General features: G+C 54.7%; 31 protein-coding genes. 1 reads left to right on the top strand and 30 read right to left on the bottom strand.

Annotated elements, in window-relative coordinates; genetic code table 11:
- Nucleotides 1–137 precede the first annotated feature (137 nt).
- The 28 genes from rplQ to rpsJ form a co-directional block, all read right to left on the bottom strand.
- Complete coding sequence (rplQ, locus tag OKC44_RS18485) at nt 138–521, bottom strand: 50S ribosomal protein L17 (protein ID WP_005307999.1); 384 nt, start codon at nt 519–521, stop codon at nt 138–140.
- A gap of 43 nt (nt 522–564) precedes the next feature.
- On the bottom strand, nt 565–1554 hold the full coding sequence (locus tag OKC44_RS18480) for a DNA-directed RNA polymerase subunit alpha (RefSeq protein WP_005307997.1): 990 nt from the start codon (nt 1552–1554) through the stop codon (nt 565–567).
- 25 nt (nt 1555–1579) lie between these two features.
- On the bottom strand, nt 1580–2200 hold the full coding sequence (gene rpsD, locus OKC44_RS18475; protein ID WP_011704319.1) for a 30S ribosomal protein S4: 621 nt from the start codon (nt 2198–2200) through the stop codon (nt 1580–1582).
- Nucleotides 2201–2239: 39 nt separating this feature from the next.
- Entirely contained in the window at nt 2240–2629 is a 390-nt protein-coding gene (gene rpsK / locus OKC44_RS18470; RefSeq protein WP_005319702.1) for a 30S ribosomal protein S11, read from the bottom strand.
- A 14-nt stretch (nt 2630–2643) separates the two neighbouring features.
- Nucleotides 2644–3000, bottom strand: a complete 357-nt coding sequence (gene rpsM / locus OKC44_RS18465; protein WP_005307991.1) for a 30S ribosomal protein S13 — start codon at nt 2998–3000, stop codon at nt 2644–2646.
- A 139-nt stretch (nt 3001–3139) separates the two neighbouring features.
- Entirely contained in the window at nt 3140–3253 is a 114-nt protein-coding gene (gene rpmJ, locus OKC44_RS18460) for a 50S ribosomal protein L36 (protein WP_005319705.1), read from the bottom strand.
- Between the two features lie 27 nt (nt 3254–3280).
- The gene (gene secY / locus OKC44_RS18455; protein WP_010672567.1) at nt 3281–4609 is read right to left on the bottom strand and encodes a preprotein translocase subunit SecY; all 1329 of its coding nucleotides are present in this window, start codon (nt 4607–4609) and stop codon (nt 3281–3283) included.
- Nucleotides 4610–4617: 8 nt separating this feature from the next.
- Complete coding sequence (gene rplO, locus OKC44_RS18450; protein ID WP_005307987.1) at nt 4618–5055, bottom strand: 50S ribosomal protein L15; 438 nt, start codon at nt 5053–5055, stop codon at nt 4618–4620.
- A 2-nt stretch (nt 5056–5057) separates the two neighbouring features.
- Nucleotides 5058–5237, bottom strand: a complete 180-nt coding sequence (rpmD, locus tag OKC44_RS18445; RefSeq protein ID WP_005307985.1) for a 50S ribosomal protein L30 — start codon at nt 5235–5237, stop codon at nt 5058–5060.
- A 6-nt stretch (nt 5238–5243) separates the two neighbouring features.
- The gene (gene rpsE / locus OKC44_RS18440; RefSeq protein ID WP_011704318.1) at nt 5244–5744 is read right to left on the bottom strand and encodes a 30S ribosomal protein S5; all 501 of its coding nucleotides are present in this window, start codon (nt 5742–5744) and stop codon (nt 5244–5246) included.
- A 14-nt stretch (nt 5745–5758) separates the two neighbouring features.
- Complete coding sequence (gene rplR / locus OKC44_RS18435) at nt 5759–6112, bottom strand: 50S ribosomal protein L18 (RefSeq protein WP_011704317.1); 354 nt, start codon at nt 6110–6112, stop codon at nt 5759–5761.
- Between the two features lie 9 nt (nt 6113–6121).
- Nucleotides 6122–6655: a 50S ribosomal protein L6 gene (rplF, locus tag OKC44_RS18430; RefSeq protein WP_005307981.1), complete on the bottom strand. Its 534-nt coding sequence runs from the start codon at nt 6653–6655 to the stop codon at nt 6122–6124.
- 13 nt (nt 6656–6668) lie between these two features.
- A complete protein-coding gene (gene rpsH / locus OKC44_RS18425; protein ID WP_011704316.1) occupies nt 6669–7061 on the bottom strand; it encodes a 30S ribosomal protein S8 in 393 nt (130 codons plus the stop codon).
- A 21-nt stretch (nt 7062–7082) separates the two neighbouring features.
- On the bottom strand, nt 7083–7388 hold the full coding sequence (gene rpsN, locus OKC44_RS18420; protein WP_011704315.1) for a 30S ribosomal protein S14: 306 nt from the start codon (nt 7386–7388) through the stop codon (nt 7083–7085).
- A gap of 10 nt (nt 7389–7398) precedes the next feature.
- The gene (gene rplE / locus OKC44_RS18415; protein WP_005331162.1) at nt 7399–7938 is read right to left on the bottom strand and encodes a 50S ribosomal protein L5; all 540 of its coding nucleotides are present in this window, start codon (nt 7936–7938) and stop codon (nt 7399–7401) included.
- Between the two features lie 13 nt (nt 7939–7951).
- Nucleotides 7952–8269 (bottom strand): 50S ribosomal protein L24, encoded by a 318-nt coding sequence (gene rplX, locus OKC44_RS18410; protein ID WP_005307977.1) that lies wholly within the window; start codon nt 8267–8269, stop codon nt 7952–7954.
- Between the two features lie 11 nt (nt 8270–8280).
- Nucleotides 8281–8649, bottom strand: coding sequence for a 50S ribosomal protein L14 (rplN, locus tag OKC44_RS18405; RefSeq protein ID WP_005307975.1), 369 nt, complete (start codon nt 8647–8649; stop codon nt 8281–8283).
- Nucleotides 8650–8796: 147 nt separating this feature from the next.
- A complete protein-coding gene (rpsQ, locus tag OKC44_RS18400; protein WP_005307966.1) occupies nt 8797–9045 on the bottom strand; it encodes a 30S ribosomal protein S17 in 249 nt (82 codons plus the stop codon).
- The gene (gene rpmC / locus OKC44_RS18395; RefSeq protein ID WP_005307965.1) at nt 9045–9236 is read right to left on the bottom strand and encodes a 50S ribosomal protein L29; all 192 of its coding nucleotides are present in this window, start codon (nt 9234–9236) and stop codon (nt 9045–9047) included. Before rpmC ends, rpsQ begins: the two co-directional genes overlap by 1 nt.
- Nucleotides 9236–9649: a 50S ribosomal protein L16 gene (rplP, locus tag OKC44_RS18390; RefSeq protein WP_005307963.1), complete on the bottom strand. Its 414-nt coding sequence runs from the start codon at nt 9647–9649 to the stop codon at nt 9236–9238. The genes rpmC and rplP overlap by 1 nt, the downstream gene beginning before the upstream one ends.
- 13 nt (nt 9650–9662) lie before the next feature.
- Nucleotides 9663–10376, bottom strand: a complete 714-nt coding sequence (rpsC, locus tag OKC44_RS18385; RefSeq protein WP_005331168.1) for a 30S ribosomal protein S3 — start codon at nt 10374–10376, stop codon at nt 9663–9665.
- Between the two features lie 3 nt (nt 10377–10379).
- Nucleotides 10380–10724 (bottom strand): 50S ribosomal protein L22, encoded by a 345-nt coding sequence (rplV, locus tag OKC44_RS18380; protein ID WP_011704314.1) that lies wholly within the window; start codon nt 10722–10724, stop codon nt 10380–10382.
- 10 nt (nt 10725–10734) lie between these two features.
- Entirely contained in the window at nt 10735–11013 is a 279-nt protein-coding gene (gene rpsS / locus OKC44_RS18375) for a 30S ribosomal protein S19 (protein ID WP_005307960.1), read from the bottom strand.
- Nucleotides 11014–11035: 22 nt separating this feature from the next.
- Entirely contained in the window at nt 11036–11857 is an 822-nt protein-coding gene (gene rplB, locus OKC44_RS18370; protein ID WP_005307957.1) for a 50S ribosomal protein L2, read from the bottom strand.
- A gap of 15 nt (nt 11858–11872) precedes the next feature.
- Complete coding sequence (rplW, locus tag OKC44_RS18365) at nt 11873–12175, bottom strand: 50S ribosomal protein L23 (RefSeq protein WP_005307955.1); 303 nt, start codon at nt 12173–12175, stop codon at nt 11873–11875.
- Nucleotides 12172–12777, bottom strand: coding sequence for a 50S ribosomal protein L4 (rplD, locus tag OKC44_RS18360; RefSeq protein WP_005340616.1), 606 nt, complete (start codon nt 12775–12777; stop codon nt 12172–12174). Before rplD ends, rplW begins: the two co-directional genes overlap by 4 nt.
- A gap of 17 nt (nt 12778–12794) precedes the next feature.
- Nucleotides 12795–13427: a 50S ribosomal protein L3 gene (rplC, locus tag OKC44_RS18355; RefSeq protein WP_010672559.1), complete on the bottom strand. Its 633-nt coding sequence runs from the start codon at nt 13425–13427 to the stop codon at nt 12795–12797.
- 22 nt (nt 13428–13449) lie between these two features.
- Nucleotides 13450–13761 (bottom strand): 30S ribosomal protein S10, encoded by a 312-nt coding sequence (gene rpsJ, locus OKC44_RS18350; RefSeq protein WP_005307944.1) that lies wholly within the window; start codon nt 13759–13761, stop codon nt 13450–13452.
- Between the two features lie 356 nt (nt 13762–14117).
- Between rpsJ and OKC44_RS18345 the strand changes: the two genes are divergently transcribed.
- Nucleotides 14118–15032 carry a DMT family transporter gene (locus tag OKC44_RS18345; protein ID WP_139390214.1) on the top strand — a complete coding sequence of 305 codons (915 nt, stop codon included), beginning with the start codon at nt 14118–14120 and terminating at the stop codon, nt 15030–15032.
- 35 nt (nt 15033–15067) lie between these two features.
- Here OKC44_RS18345 and envZ read toward each other — a convergent pair whose 3' ends face one another.
- Nucleotides 15068–16378 (bottom strand): two-component system sensor histidine kinase EnvZ, encoded by a 1311-nt coding sequence (gene envZ / locus OKC44_RS18340; RefSeq protein ID WP_017410611.1) that lies wholly within the window; start codon nt 16376–16378, stop codon nt 15068–15070.
- On the bottom strand, nt 16375–17094 hold the full coding sequence (gene ompR, locus OKC44_RS18335) for an osmolarity response regulator transcription factor OmpR (RefSeq protein ID WP_005307934.1): 720 nt from the start codon (nt 17092–17094) through the stop codon (nt 16375–16377). Before ompR ends, envZ begins: the two co-directional genes overlap by 4 nt.
- Nucleotides 17095–17270 lie beyond the last annotated feature (176 nt).

Below are 17270 nucleotides of genomic sequence, written 5' to 3'. Positions count from 1 at the left end.
AGGCAGTTGAGGCAGTTGAGGCAGTTGAGGCAGTTGAGGCAGTTGAGGCAGTTGAGGCAGTTGAGGCAGTTGAGGCAGTTGAGGCAGTATCAGAATCAATTAAAAGAAAAGCCGGGACAAGCCCGGCTTTTTCTTTATCACTCAGCAGCTGCTTCAGCAGCGGCCGGGCGGTCTACCAGCTCAATGTAAGCCATAGGGGCGTTGTCGCCTGCACGGAAACCGCATTTCAGAATGCGAGTATAACCGCCGGCGCGCTCCAGGTAGCGCGGGCCCAGTTCATTGAACAGCTTAGCCACGATCGCGTTATCGCGAGTACGGGCAAATGCCAGGCGACGATTAGCAACGCTATCAGTCTTGGCAAGGGTGATCAGCGGTTCAACTACACGACGCAGCTCTTTTGCCTTAGGCAGAGTCGTCTTGATGATCTCATGACGAACCAGGGAGCTGGCCATGTTGCGGAACATAGCCTGACGATGGCTGCTGTTCCGGTTCAGTTGACGACCACTCAAACGATGGCGCATGACCTTATCCTTCTAACTAAATCTGTGAAACCCGTAATCTGGATTACTCGTCAGCGATGCTGGCGGGCGGCCAATTCTCGAGGCGCATGCCAAGAGACAGACCACGGGAGGCCAACACGTCCTTGATCTCAGTCAGGGACTTCTTACCGAGGTTAGGAGTCTTAAGCAACTCAACTTCGGTACGCTGTACCAGATCACCAATATAGTGGATAGCTTCTGCCTTCAGACAGTTCGCAGAACGAACTGTCAGCTCCAAATCATCGACAGGACGCAGCAGAATCGGATCAAACTCGGGTTTCTCTTCTTTCTTCTCGGGCACGCTGACATCGCGCAGATCCACGAAGGCTTCCAGTTGCTCGGCCAGAATAGTGGCAGAACGACGGATAGCTTCTTCAGGATCCAGAGTACCATTGGTCTCCATGTCGATGACCAGCTTGTCCAAGTCGGTACGCTGCTCCACACGTGCTGCCTCAACGTTGTAGGCAATACGAACGATGGGGCTAAACGCGGAGTCCAGCAGCAGGCGACCAATAGGACGCTCTTCATCATCGTTGTGAACACGAGCAGAAGCAGGCACATAACCACGACCGCGCTGAACTTTCAGGCGCATGCTGATTTCAGCATTGGCGCCAGTCAGGTGGCAGATTACGTGCTCCGGGTTTACGATCTCGACTTCATCACCGTGAGTGATATCACCAGCGGTAACGGGGCCTGTTCCAGACTTGGTCAGGGACAGAGTTACCTCGTCCTTGCCTTCCAGCTTCACAGCGATACCTTTCAGGTTGAGCAGGATTTCAAGAATGTCTTCCTGTACACCTTCTTTGCTGCTGTACTCATGCAGTACCCCGTCAATTTCGACTTCAGTAACTGCACAACCGGGCATAGAAGACAGCAAAATACGACGCAGGGCATTACCCAGCGTGTGACCAAAGCCACGCTCAAGTGGCTCGAGAGTCACTTTCGCATGAGTCGGGCTAACTTGCTCGATGTCAACTAGCCGCGGTTTAAGAAAATCTGTTACAGAACCCAGCATTGTGTCCTCTCTTTAGAAGCTAGCTTTACTTGGAGTAAAGCTCGACGATCAGCTGTTCGTTAATGTCGGCAGACAGGTCGGAACGCTCTGGCAGACGCTTGAAAGCACCTTCCATTTTAGCGGCATCAACCTCTACCCAAGTCGGCTTCTCGCGCTGACCAGCAACCTCGAGGGATGCTTTGATACGCGCTTGCTTCTTAGCCTTCTCACGAACGCAGATCACGTCCTCAGGGGAAACCTGGAAAGAAGGAATGTTCACAACGCGACCGTTGACCATGATGGCCTTGTGGCTCACCAGCTGACGAGACTCAGCACGGGTAGCACCGAAGCCCATACGGTAAACAACGTTGTCCAAACGACCTTCCAGCAGCTGCAACAGGTTTTCACCGGTGTTACCCTTTTGACGGGCAGCGTCGCGGTAGTAGTTGCGGAACTGTTTTTCCAATACGCCGTAGATACGACGAACTTTTTGTTTCTCGCGCAGCTGAACACCGTAGTCAGACAGACGCGCTTTACGCGCACCGTGTTGACCAGGAACGGTGTCAATCTTGCACTTAGAATCAATCGCACGAACACCAGACTTCAGGAAGAGGTCGGTGCCCTCACGACGGCTAAGCTTAAGCTTAGGACCGATATATCTTGCCATCTTCTTTCTCCAACAATCCTAGACCAAGTAGCTACAGCGTTACACGCGGCGCTTCTTGGGAGGACGACAACCGTTGTGCGGGATCGGAGTCACATCAGTAATGTTAGTGATGCGGAAACCAGCCGCGTTCAGAGCGCGGATGGAAGACTCACGACCGGGACCCGGACCTTTGACCATGACTTCCAGGTTCTTCACGCCGTATTCTTTGGCGATCTCACCAGCACGCTCAGCAGCTACCTGGGCAGCAAACGGAGTGGACTTACGGGAACCACGGAAACCTGAACCACCGGAGGTAGCCCATGACAGAGCATTGCCCTGACGGTCAGTAATGGTCACGATTGTGTTGTTGAAAGATGCATGAACGTGCGCAATACCGTCGCTCACTTGCTTTTTAACGCGCTTGCGAGCACGAGTCGGAGTTTTAGCCATTTTCTACCTTCCCGTTACTTCTTGATAGCCTTGCGCGGACCCTTACGGGTACGAGCGTTGGTCTTGGTACGTTGACCACGAACAGGCAGGCTACGACGGTGACGCAAACCACGGTAGCAACCCAGATCCATCAATCGCTTGATGTTCATGGAAATCTGACGACGCAGGTCACCTTCAACGGTGAATTTACCTACTTGTTCACGCAGACTCTCGATCTGAGCTTCGTCCAGGTCTTTAATTTTCACATTCTCAGCGATACCGGCTGCGGCACAGATGGCCTTGGAGCGGGTACGACCGACGCCATAAATAGCAGTCAAAGCAATGACTGCATGCTTATGGTCAGGAATGTTAATGCCAGCGATACGGGCCACTATTCACTCCTACATATAGTAGATTACGACCACCACAAAGCCCGTGAGCGGATACGTGGCGGTCAACCAATACACAACAAAAGTTGGCTGGCTATATTAGCCAGCACAACTATTTGTTGCAAGTACTAACCGTAAAAAATTAGCCTTGGCGCTGTTTATGCTTTGGCTCGCTGCAAATCACACGCACCACACCGTGACGCTTGATGATTTTGCAGTTACGGCAGATTGCCTTAACGGAAGCACGAACTTTCATTGCTTAACTCCGTAACTACGCCGACCTTTAGCGGCCGTAGCCCTTCAGGTTGGCCTTCCTCAGGACATCACCATATTGATGAGACATCATATGGGTCTGAACCTGAGCCATGAAGTCCATGATAACTACCACGATAATCAGCAGCGAGGTGCCACCGAAGTAGAACTGTACGTTCCAGGCAGTCATCAAGAACTGGGGTACCAGACAGATAAAGGTTATATAGAGCGCACCTGCCAATGTCAGGCGAGTCATAACCTTATCGATATAACGTGCTGTCTGCTCGCCCGGGCGGATCCCCGGGATAAAGGCTCCACTCTTCTTCAGGTTGTCTGCTGTCTCGCGGGGGTTGAACACCAGCGCGGTATAGAAGAAGCAGAAGAAGATAATGGCTGCTGCATAGAGCATCTCATACAAGGGCTGACCCGGCTGCAGGACCATAGAGACCTGTTGCAGGATGTCAGCGATCTTGCCCTCGCCCTGACCAAACCAAGAGGTAATGGTCCCTGGGAAGAGGATGATGCTGGATGCGAAAATCGCAGGAATCACACCGGCCATATTCACTTTCAACGGCAGGTGTGTGCTTTGCGCGGCAAATACCTGGCGGCCTTGTTGACGCTTGGCATAGTTAACGACGATACGACGCTGACCACGCTCCACGAACACCACAAAGTAAGTCACTGCGAAAACAATCAAGCCCAGCAACAACAACAGCAGGATGTGCAATTCCCCTTGACGTGCCTGTTCGGCCGTAGCGCCAATGGCATGAGGCAGACCAGCAACGATACCTGTGAAGATAATCAACGAGATACCATTACCAATCCCACGCTCGGTAATCTGCTCACCCAACCACATCAAGAACATGGTACCGGTGACCAGACTCACAACGGCCGTGAAATAGAAGCCCAAACCCGGATGAGTCACGAGTCCTTGCATCATATTCGGCAGACCGGTTGCAATACCAATGGCCTGGAACGTTCCCAAAACCAGCGTGCCCCAACGGGTATATTGGCTAATCTTGCGACGGCCGGATTCACCTTCTTTCTTGAGTTCAGCAAGAGCGGGGTGAACCACAGTCAGTAGCTGGATAATGATCGACGCCGAAATGTACGGCATGATCCCCAGCGCAAGAATAGAAGCACGCGAGAGTGCACCACCACTGAACATGTTGAACATCTCAATGATGGTGCCCTTCTGTTGTTGGAACAACTCGGCCAGTACGGCGGCGTCAATACCAGGAATCGGCACATAAGAGCCTGCACGGAAAACGATAATCGCCCCGAGAACGAAGAGCAGACGGCTCTTCAGTTCACTCAGACCACCCTGTGCTTTAACATCCAATCCTGGTTTCTTAGCCATTGTACTGATTATTCCTCGATTTTACCGCCAGCGGCCTCGATGGCTGCACGTGCACCTTTGGTGACGGACAGACCACGAACGGTCACAGCACGGTCAATGTTGCCAGACAGAACAACTTTAGCGAACACGATGTTTTTGGTAATAACACCGGCTTGCTTCAGAGTGCTCACGTCGACCACATCACCTTCTACCAGGGCGATTTCGTTCAGGCGCACTTCGGCAGAAACCAAAGATTTGCGGGAGAAGAAACCGAACTTCGGCAGACGGATTTTCAAAGGCATCTGGCCGCCTTCGAAACCGTTGCGGACTTTGCCGCCACCGGAACGAGAGGTTTGACCTTTAACACCACGACCACCGGTCTTGCCCAGACCAGAACCGATACCACGGCCCGGACGGTGCTTAACGCGCTTGGAGCCAGCGGCCGGAGACAGAGTATTCAGACGCATGCTTAGCCCTCCACCTTAACCATGTAATAAACCTGGTTGATCATGCCGCGTACGCAGGGAGTATCTTCCAGCTCAACGGTGTGACCAATGCGACGCAGACCCAGACCACGCAGAGTCGCCTTGTGCTTTGGCAGACGGCCGATAGAGCTGCGAGTTTGAGTTACTTTTACAGTGTTAGCCATGTCGCATTACCCCAGAATTTCTTCAACGCGCAGACCACGCTTGGCAGCGATCTGGGCCGGGGATTGACCCTGTACCAGAGCGTCGACAGTTGCGCGAACAACGTTGATTGGGTTGGTGGAACCGTAGGTCTTGGCCAGCACGTTGTGGATACCAGCAACTTCCAGAACAGCACGCATGGCGCCGCCTGCAATGATACCAGTACCTTGAGAGGCCGGCTTCATGAACACGGTGGAACCGGAGTGAACACCGCGCACCGGGTGGTGCAGAGTGCCGTTGTTCAGCTCAACCTTGTTCAGGTTACGCTTAGCCTGTTCCATCGCTTTTTGAATAGCGGCCGGAACTTCACGGGCTTTACCGTAACCGTAACCTACACGGCCGTTACCATCACCCACCACGGTCAACGCGGTGAAGGACATGATACGACCACCTTTAACAGTTTTCGAAACACGGTTTACTGCAATCAGCTTTTCTTGCAGTTCGCCGGCTTGAGATTCGACTTTAGCCATCTTCGACTCCTAGCTTAGAACTGAAGACCAGCGTCACGTGCAGCAGCTGCCAGAGCAGCGATGCGACCGTGATACTTGAAACCGGAACGATCGAAAGATACGTTCTGAACGCCTTTGGCAATAGCACGCTCAGCGATTGCTTTACCTACCGCGGTCGCTGCATCAGCGTTACCGGTGTATTTAATAGCTTCACTGATGGCTTTCTCTACTGTGGAAGCAGAGGCCAGAACTTCGGAACCGTTGGCTGCAATAACCTGCGCATAGATATGACGCGGGGTACGGTGAACCACCAGACGGGTAGCTCCCAGTTCCTGCATCTTTTTCCGAGCACGAGTAGCACGACGGAGACGAGCTGCTTTCTTGTCCATAGTGTTACCTTACTTCTTCTTAGCTTCTTTAGTACGCACTTGCTCGTTGGCATAGCGTACACCCTTGCCCTTGTAGGGCTCCGGAGCGCGGTAAGCACGGATATCGGCGGCGACTTGGCCAACCAGCTGCTTGTCGACACCACGCAGAACGATTTCTGTGGCAGTCGGGCACTCAGCGGTCACACCAGCCGGCAGCGCATGCTCTACCGGGTGAGAGAAGCCCAGAGCCAGCGCAACAGCATTGCCCTTGATGGAGGCTTTATAACCTACACCAACCAGCTGCAGCTTGCGCTCGAAGCCTTGGGTAACACCGATTACCATGTTGTTGACCAATGCACGGGCAGTACCGGCCTGAGCGTCAGCACCAGCGATGCCGTCGCGCGGGGCGAACTTCAGTACATTGTCTTCTTTGGTCACTTCTACACCGGCGTGAATAGAGCGAACCAGAGAACCTTTACCACCTTTGATGGACAGTTCCTGGCCGTTCAGAGTCACCTCTACGCCAGCAGGAATAGTGACGGGTGCCTTAGCAACACGAGACATTTCCTACCTCCTATTAAGCGACGTAGCAGATGATCTCACCGCCCATGCTTGCTTTGCGGGCAGCACGGTCAGTCATCACACCTTTAGACGTGGACACGATAGCAACACCGAGACCGCCCATAACTTTCGGCAGATCAGTAGTGCGCTTGTAAATACGCAGGCCGGGACGGCTCACGCGTTGGATCAGTTCTACAACTGGCTTGCCCTGGAAATATTTCAGTTCAATTTCCAGTTCCGGCTTCACGTCACCAGCTACGGAGTAGCCAGTGATGTAACCTTCTTCTTTCAGCACTTTGGCGATAGCCACTTTCAGCTTGGAAGAAGGCATGGAAACCGCAACTTTGCTCGCCGCCTGACCGTTACGGATGCGGGTCAGCATATCCGCGATCGGATCTTGCATGCTCATAAGTCTAACTCCCGAGATTCGTTACCAAGAAGCCTTCTTCAGGCCCGGAATTTCGCCCTTCATGGCATGCTCACGCACCTTGATGCGAGACAGGCCAAACTTGCGCAGGAAACCGTGCGGACGACCAGTAATATTGCAACGGTTACGCTGGCGGGACGGACTGGAATCACGGGGCAGCTGTTGCAGTTGCAGGACAGCATCCCAACGCGCTTCTTCAGAAGCGTTCATATCAACAATGATAGCTTTCAGCTCGGTTCGCTTGGAGGCGAACTTGGCTACCAGCTTCGCACGCTTTGCTTCACGTGCTTTCATGGAAGTTTTAGCCATAACCCTAACCTTACTTGCGGAATGGGAAGTTAAAGGCAGCCAGCAGAGCACGGCCTTCTTCATCGGTATTCGCGGAAGTGGTGATGGTGATATCCAGACCACGGACGCGATCGACCTTGTCATAGTCGATTTCCGGGAAGATGATTTGCTCACGCACGCCCATGGAGTAGTTACCACGACCGTCGAACGCTTTAGCGTTCAGGCCACGGAAGTCACGGATACGCGGTACGGAGATGCAAATCAGCCGTTCCAGGAACTCCCACATACGCTCGCCACGCAGGGTTACTTTACAACCTATCGGGTAGCCTTCACGAATCTTGAAGCCCGCAACAGATTTGCGAGCTTTGGTGATCAGCGGCTTCTGACCGGAAATGGCAGCCATATCGGCAGCAGCATTTTCCAGCAATTTCTTGTCAGAGATCGCTTCACCAACACCCATGTTCAGGGTGATTTTCTCGATCCGAGGGACTTGCATGATAGTCTTGTAACCGAACTGTTTGGACAGTTCATTTACTACATCGGATTTGTAGTAATCATGCAGTTTCGCCATCGTTAAACTCCAATTACTTCACAAGTTCGCCGGTGGATTTGAAGAAACGGACTTTTTTGCCGTCTTCAATCCGGAAACCAACGCGGTCAGCCTTGCCAGTGGCAGAGTTGAACAGCGCTACGTTAGATACATCGATGGGGGCTTCTTTGGTGACGATACCGCCAGCCTGACCCAGTGCGGGTACCGGCTTCTGGTGTTTCTTCACCTGGTTGATGCCTTCCACGATTACCTTACCTTTTGCAATCAGGACTTGAGTGACTTTGCCACGCTTGCCCTTGTCTTTGCCGGTAAGAACAATCACTTCGTCTTCGCGACGGATTTTAGCTGCCATCGTTCGACTCCTTACAGTACTTCGGGTGCCAGGGACACAATCTTCATGAACTTCTCATTACGCAGTTCACGAGTCACCGGGCCAAAAATACGAGTACCGATTGGCTGTTGGTTGTTGTTAAGCAACACAGCCGCATTGTTGTCGAAACGGATGACAGAGCCGTCCGGACGACGAACGCCTTTACGGGTGCGTACGACCACCGCGTTATACACATCACCTTTCTTCACTTTACCGCGAGGAATGGCTTCCTTGATGGAAACCTTGATGATGTCGCCGATGCCGGCGTAACGGCGGTGCGAACCACCCAGAACCTTAATACACATTACACTGCGAGCGCCGGAGTTGTCGGCAACACCCAGCATACTTTGCATCTGGATCATCTTAGTGCTCCGCTTTGTTTACTTCTTATCCCTCTCGGGATCTGGCTGCCTTCAAAAGGCGCGAAACTATAACACAGGATTTTTAGAAAAGGTAGCCTAAAAAACAAACGGCCCCGCTAAGGGGCCGTTTGGACTACAAAGTACCGATTAGGCCTTTTCTACAACGGCAACCAGGGTCCAGGACTTGGTCTTGGACAGCGGGCGACATTCGCGGATTTCCACGAGGTCGCCAGCTTTGCATTCGTTGTTTTCATCATGTACGTGCAGCTTGGTAGTGCGCTTGATGATCTTACCGTAGATCGGGTGCTTTACCTTGCGCTCGATAGCAACAGTGATGGACTTGTCCATCTTGTCGCTGATTACACGACCTTGCAGAGTACGGATCTTGTCAGTCATTACGCACCTGCCTTCTCAGTCAGTACAGTCTTGATACGTGCGACGTCACGACGCACTTGTTTCAGAGTGTGAGTCTGAGCCAGCTGGCCGGTGGAAGCTTGCATGCGCATGTTGAATTGCTCACGCAGCAGACCCAGCAGCTCCTGGTTCAGTTCTTCGACGCTCTTTTGACGCAGATCTTGGGCTTTCATCACATCACCGTCTTAATTACGAAAGTGGTCTGAACGGACAGCTTAGCTGCGGCCAGGGCAAACGCTTCACGCGCCAGAGCCTCAGGTACACCATCCATCTCGTACAGAACCTTGCCAGGCTGGATCGGGCAAACCCAGTATTCCACGTTACCCTTACCTTTACCCATACGAACTTCGAGGGGCTTTTCGGTGATGGGCTTGTCCGGGAACACACGGATCCAGATCTTGCCTTGACGCTTAACGTGACGGGTCATGGCACGACGGGCTGCTTCGATTTGACGAGCAGTCAGTTGACCACGGGATGTCGCCTTCAGGCCAAAGGTACCGAAGGATACTTCGTTACCAGAGTTGGCCAGACCGCGGTTACGACCCTTGTGGGTCTTGCGGAATTTAGTACGCTTTGGTTGCAACATTTACCGAATCTCCTTACTTAGCAGCGCGGCGCTTGTTGTCACGCTTGGGCTTTGCAGGAGCTTGCTCTTGAGCAGCAGCGGCATTAACAGCAGCCAGACCGCCCAGAACTTCGCCCTTGAAGATCCAAACTTTAACGCCGATCACACCGTAAGTGGTGTGGGCTTCAGAAGTTGCGTAGTCGATGTCGGCACGCAGGGTGTGCAACGGCACACGACCTTCACGGTACCATTCGGTACGCGCGATTTCAGCGCCGCCCAGACGACCGGAAACTTCCACTTTGATGCCCTTGGCACCCAGGCGCATTGCGTTCTGTACGGCGCGCTTCATAGCACGACGGAACATTACACGACGCTCCAGCTGGGAAGTGATGCTGTCGGCAACCAGTTTGCCATCCAGCTCCGGCTTGCGGACTTCGGAAATGTTGATCTGAGCAGGCACGCCAGCAATTGCGGCTACAGCTTTGCGCAGTTTCTCAACGTCTTCGCCTTTCTTACCGATCACAACACCCGGACGAGCGGTGTGAATGGTCACACGGATGCTCTTGGCCGGACGCTCGATGGTGATCTTGGACAAGGACGCGTTTTTCAGTTCCTTGGTCAGGAACTGGCGTACTTGAAAATCGCTGTACAGGTTGTCAGCGAAGTCTTTGGTGTTCGCGAACCAGGTAGAATTCCAAGGCTTGGTAATACCCAGGCGAATGCCATTAGGATGTACTTTCTGACCCATTGCTTATCTCCCAGCCTTAGCGTCGGATACCACTACGGTGATGTGAGCGGTACGCTTGAGGATACGATCCGCACGACCTTTGGCACGCGGACGGATGCGCTTCATGGAGGGACCTTCGTCGACCATGATAGTAGCAACACGCAGCGCGTCGATATCGGCGCCTTCGTTGTGCTCAGCGTTTGCAATGGCAGATTCCAGCACTTTCTTCACCAGAGCAGCAGCCTTTTTCGGGCTGAAGGTCAGGATGTTCAGAGCCTTGTCTACGGACAGACCACGTACTTGATCGGCTACCAGACGAGCTTTCTGGGCAGAAGTACGGGCATAACGGTGTTTAGCGATAGCTTCCATCATTTATCCCTTAGCGCTTCTTAGCCTTCTTATCAGCAGCATGGCCGCGATAAGTACGAGTCGGTGCGAATTCACCCAGTTTGTGACCGATCATTTCTTCGGTAACGAAAACCGGAACGTGCTGACGACCATTATGGACAGCGATGGTCAAACCGATCATGTTCGGGATGATCATTGAACGACGGGACCAGGTCTTAACCGGCTTTTTATCCCCGCTTTCCACCGCTTTCTCTACCTTCTTCAGCAAGTGCAGGTCAATAAATGGACCCTTCTTGAGAGAACGTGGCATGGTGATTCCTCTATGTTAACAATTACTTGTTACGACGACGTACGATGTACTTGTCGGTACGCTTGTTCTTACGGGTCTTGAAGCCTTTAGCCTTCTGGCCCCATGGGGACACAGGCTGCATGCCCTTGTTGCGACCCTCACCACCACCGTGCGGGTGGTCGACCGGGTTCATCGCCATACCGCGAACGGTCGGACGAATACCACGCCAGCGGTTTGCACCGGCTTTACCCAGTTGACGCAGCATGTGCTCGGAGTTACCAACTTCACCGATGGTGGCGCGGCACTCGGCCAGAACTTTACGTACTTCGCCGGAACGCAGACGCAGAGTTACATAGTTACCTTCACGAGCCAGGATCTGGATGAAAGTACCAGCGGAACGAGCCAGCTGGGCACCTTTACCAGGCTTCATCTCAACAGCGTGAACGGTAGAACCGACCGGGATGTTGCGCATCGGCAGGGTGTTACCTACCTTGATGGCGGCATCAGCACCAGAAGCGATTGCATCACCAGCTTTCAGGCCTTTCGGAGCCAGGATGTAACGACGCTCACCGTCTGCATACAGCACCAGGGCGATGTTTGCGGTACGGTTAGGATCGTATTCCAGGCGCTCTACTTTGGCCGGGATACCGTCTTTGTCGCGCTTGAAGTCGACGATACGGTAGTGTTGCTTGTGACCACCGCCGATGTGACGGGTGGTGATGCGGCCGTTGTTGTTACGACCACCGGACTTGTCTTTCTTGTCCAGCAGAGCTGCAAAGGGCTTGCCCTTGTACAGGTCTTGGTTGACGATCTTGACGACGTGGCGGCGGCCCGGAGAAGTAGGCTTGCACTTAACGATTGCCATTTTTCAGAACTCCTCTTACTCGGCTGCGCCCATGAAGTCGATGTCCTGACCAGCTTTCAGGGTCACATAAGCCTTTTTCCAATCGGAACGACGGCCTACGCGTGCACCTGCGCGCTTGGTCTTACCCTTCATGTTCAGGGTACGGACGGTCTCAACTTCGACCTCGAACAGTTTCGCAACTGCAGCTTTGACTTCCGCCTTGGTGGCATCAACAGCAACTTTGAACACGATAGTGTTCTGCTTTTCTGCGACCATGGTGCTCTTTTCAGAGATGTGCGGAGCCTTCAGAACTTTCAGCAGACGCTCTTCACGGATCATGCCAGCATCTCCTCGATTTGCTTAACTGCGTCAGCAGTCATCAGAACCTTGTCGAAAGCGATCAGGCTGACCGGGTCGATACCGGCAACGTCACGCACGTCAACTTTGTACAGGTTACGAGCAGCCAGGAACAGGTTCTCATCGACTTCAGCAGTCACGATCAGAACGTCAGTCAGTTCCATTTCTTTCAGCTTGGCGATCAGTTCTTTGGTCTTCGGAGCTTCGATGCCGAACTTCTCAACAACGATCAGGCGCTCTTGACGTACCAGCTCGGACAGGATGCTACGGATAGCGCCGCGGTACATCTTCTTGTTTACTTTCTGGCTGTGATCTTGCGGCTTAGCTGCAAAAGTCACACCACCGGAACGCCAAATGGGCGAACGGATGGAGCCAGCACGGGCACGACCAGTACCCTTCTGACGCCACGGCTTTTTGCCGCCACCAGACACTTCAGAGCGAGTCAGCTGCGCACGAGTACCCTGACGGGCACCAGCGGCATAAGCAACGACAACCTGGTGAACCAGAGCTTCGTTGAATTCGCGCCCGAAGGTAGTCTCGGAAACTTCAAGAGCGCTCTTGGCGTCTTTCATTACCAATTCCATTACTATCTCCTCAGACGTTACGCTTTGACGGCAGGTTTAACGATCACGTTGCCGTTGGTTGCACCCGGTACTGCGCCTTTGATGAGCAGCAGGTTGCGTTCAGCGTCAACACGAACCAGTTCCAGGTTCTGAGTCGTTACACGCTCAGCACCCATGTGACCAGCCATCTTTTTGCCCTTGAATACACGGCCCGGGGTCTGGTTTTGACCGATGGAGCCAGGTACACGGTGGGACAGAGAGTTACCGTGGGTCATATCCTGGGTGCGGAAGTTCCAGCGCTTAACAGTACCGGCAAAACCTTTACCCTTGGATGTGCCGGTAACGTCTACCAGCTTAACGTCAGCGAGAAGATCTACTTTCAGCTCGCTACCAACAGTGAAAGTTTCACCGTTGTTCAGGCGGAATTCCCACAGACCGCGACCGGCTTCTACACCAGCTTTGGCGAAGTGGCCAGCTTCCGGCTTGGTTACACGGCTGGCTTTCTTGGCGCCAGTGGTAACCTGAATAGCGTTGTAGCCGTCGGTTTCTACAGATTTGACCTGAGTTACACGGTTAGCTTCAACTTCGATAACAGTCACCGGGATAGAAACGCCATCTTCAGTGAAGATGCGAGTCATACCCACTTTGCGACCTACAAGACCGATTGTCATTGTTATCAACCTCTTTCCGTAATTAACCCAGGCTGATCTGGACGTCTACACCAGCTGCCAGATCCAGACGCATCAGGGCGTCCACGGTCTTGTCAGTCGGCTCAACGATGTCTACCAGACGCTTGTGAGTGCGGATCTCGTACTGATCACGCGCATCTTTGTTGACGTGCGGGGAGATCAGGACGGTGAAGCGCTCTTTGCGAGTCGGCAGCGGAATAGGACCGCGAACCTGCGCGCCGGTGCGCTTTGCAGTTTCAACGATTTCCGCAGTGGATTGATCGATCAGGCGATGATCAAAAGCCTTCAGGCGGATACGGATTCTTTGGTTCTGCATTGACAGAGCTCCAATAGATAAAAGAACATAAATCAACACCGCCCGACCGAGATTACTCCCGCCAGAGGTGTGATTTTTCACGTTTCCTCCCATATCGGGAGGACTGTATGGCTGGCCCCCGCAAGCGGGAAACTCAGCAAGCAGACATATCGTCTGGCTTACCTCATGGGTAAGCGGAGGGGATTATACGGATTTTTTCAATTTGCGCAAGAGAAGGCGAACAGATTGTGCGCAATTTTATGTGACAGATGGATCTCGCCAACGGCTGGGCAAGCCCTTGCCTGGCAGGGGTAACGACAATGTTGCAAACAGGCTGGTAGACTGTGCGCCGGCCTTCGTCATCGGAACGACACCCCATGCTCAAAGATCAGAAAAAAGCCTATCAATATGGACTCTGCGCCGTCGCCCTTTGGTCGACGGTCGCTAGCGCCTTCAAGATCTCCCTCACCTACTTTGAACCCGTGCAACTACTGCTGGTCGCGGCCTGCACCTCGACCCTGACGCTGGGGGTGATCGTGGCCTGTCAGGGCAAACTGCCGCTGCTGGTCGGCTACATCAAGAGTCGTCCCCTCTACTATCTGGCACTGGGAGTACTCAACCCCTTCCTCTATTACCTGTTGCTGTTCAAGGCGTATGACCTGCTGCCCGCCCAGCAGGCACAGACCCTCAACTACACCTGGGCCATCACCCTCAGTCTGCTGGCGGTGCCCTTCCTCGGTCAGAAGTTGCGCCGCCGCGATGGGGTGGCCATCGTGCTCGGCTACTTCGGCGCGCTGGTAATCGCCACCAAGGGGGATGTATTCGGTCTGCAGTTCGACAGCCCTCTCGGCGTCACGCTGGCGCTAGTGTCGACCCTGATCTGGGCCGGCTACTGGATCCTCAACACCCGCAACCAGGGCGATCCCATCGTCAGTCTGCTGCTGGGCTTCCTCATCAGCCTGCCCTTTATCGTCGCAGCGACCTGGCTGCTCTCGGACTTTGCCATGACCGCCTGGCAGGGGTGGGCCGGCGCCATCTACGTGGGGTTGTTCGAGATGGGTTTTGGATTCGTGCTCTGGTTGATGGCGCTGCGCCACGCCACCAACACGGCCCCCATCAGCAACCTCATCTTCATCTCGCCGTTTGCTTCGCTGGTGCTGCTCAACCTGCTGATCGGCGAGACCATCCACCCGGCCACCCCCATCGGGCTGGCGCTCATCGTCGCCGCCCTGCTGATCCAGCAGCTGAAATACGGCAGGCGCTACCGCAAGACCAGCGAGCCACAAGCCTGATATGCGAAGGGCGTATCCACGGATACGCCCTTCGTTCAATCAATCCACTCCAGCGGCTGGTTCTTGGGTAGCCGGATCTCCACCAGCAAGCCCCCCAGCTCGGAGCGCCCCAGCCTGATGGTTCCATGATGCTGGGACACAATCTTGGCGACGATGGCCAACCCCAGGCCGCTGCCGCTGCCGGTACGGGCCTCGTTGCCCTGAGTGAAGGGCTTGAGCACCCGGTAGTAATCCTGCTCCGGAATGCCGGGGCCGTCATCCGACAGGCGTAGCCGCACCCAGTGGCCATCATCCTTGAGCTCGGCCTGCAGTCGGCTCGCACCGTAGCGCAGCGAATTGCCTGACAGGTTGTTGAGGATACGGCGGATGCTGATGGGGTTGCAGGCCACCCGTACTGCTTCGGCCGGCAACTCGAGCTCCACCTCCAGTCCCTGATCGGTCTGCACCAGCAAGCTGTCGTGGATCAGCTGGGTCAGGTCGATCTGCTGGGTATCCAGCCCTTCGTCCGGCCGAATGTAGTCGATGAACTGATCGATGATGCCATTGGACTCGTCAATGTCCGCATTGATGCTCTCCTTGAGGTACTCATCGCCAGAGGACATCATCTCGGTCGCCAGCCGGATACGGGTCAGCGGGGTACGCAGATCGTGGGAGACGCCCGCCATCATCAGGTTGCGCTCCTCGATCAGGCCCTTGATGGAGCTCGACATGTGATTGAAGGTGCGAGTCAGCCGACGCACCTCCCGCGAGCCCTGCTCTCCCAACGCATCGGGAAAATTGCCGCGCGCCACCGCCACGGCCCCCGCCTCCAGATCCTCCAGCGGCCGCACCAGCTGGCGGGCAAAGCGCCAGGCCGCGAACAGGGTCACCACCAGCAGCACGCTCATGTAGAGGATCAGCGGCTCGATGTCGTCATCCTCGATCTCGGTCAGCGGGATCCGCACCCACACCTTGTTGGCCTGGGGCGGCTGGATCCAGATGATGTAGTGATCCTGGATCTCGACCCTGACCTTGGTCTTGCCCCCCAGCTCGCGGCTGATGCTCTCTTCCAGATAGGTGTAGGGCTTGGACTCGTTGAGCCCGTGCTGCTCCGCCTCGGTCTGGGTATAGATGTCGCTGCCGGTCGCCACATAGACCAGCGCCTCGGCGTCTTCACTCAACGCCAGCTGGTTGCTCTCGACCGGGAAGATGAGCTTGACCTGGTTGGCCAGTAGGTGACTGATCTGCTTGACGGTCGGCGCCAGCAGATAGTTGTAGAAGGTGGCATAGGAGACAAACTGATAGACCACCAGCACGGCGGCCAAAAACCAGAGCATGCGGGAGAACATGCTGCTCACTTTCTTCATTCGCCGTCACCGTCCGGCACGAACACATAGCCCAGACCCCAGACGGTCTGCAGATAACGGGGCTGTGCCGGATCCTGCTCCAGCAGGCGACGCAGGCGGGAGACCTGTACGTCGATGCTGCGCTCGGTGGCGGTATATTCGCGGCCGCGGGCCAGGTTCATCAGCTTGTCGCGGGAGAGAGGCTCGCGCGGATGGCTCACCAGCACCTTGAGCACGGCGAATTCACCGCTGGTCAGTGCAACCGGGTCACCATCACGGCTCAGCTCGCGGGTCGCCAGATTGAGCTGATAACTGCCAAAGCTCACCACCTTCTCGGCGGTAGAGGGGGCGCCCGGCAACTCGACGGTGTGCCGGCGCAGCACGGCGCGGATCCGGGCCAGCAGCTCGCGGGGGTTGAATGGCTTGGGCAGGTAATCATCGGCACCCATCTCGAGCCCGACGATGCGATCCACCTCATCCCCCTTGGCGGTCAGCATCAGCACCGGGATCTGGTTGCCGGCCTCGCGCAGGCGGCGGCAGATGGAGAGGCCATCTTCCCCCGGCAGCATCAAATCCAGCACCATCAGGCTGAAGTTCTCACGGGTCAGCAGGCGGTCGGCCTGTTCACCATTGGCGACGCCCCGAACCACGAACCCCTGTTCGGTCAGGTAGCGCTCCAGCAGGGAACGTAATTTCAAATCATCGTCGACGACCAGAACCTTGTATTGCTGACTCATTGCTTGCCTCTCCTCTCGATATGCTGCCAATACTAGAGCTCGGGCTCGTAACGGCCAAGCCTAAATATGTTACCGGTTATTGCCCATTCAGCCGATTTTGCGCCCCTTCACCCCGCGTCTCATCACTCAGGCATCCCCTCAGACGCCCCAGTTTTTGCTCGACAGCAAGGCGACAA

It is taken from the genome of Aeromonas sp. S41-2 (assembly GCF_027705845.1).
Classification (GTDB): domain Bacteria; phylum Pseudomonadota; class Gammaproteobacteria; order Enterobacterales; family Aeromonadaceae; genus Aeromonas; species Aeromonas hydrophila.
This window is presented reverse-complemented; position numbering and strand designations above follow the sequence as displayed.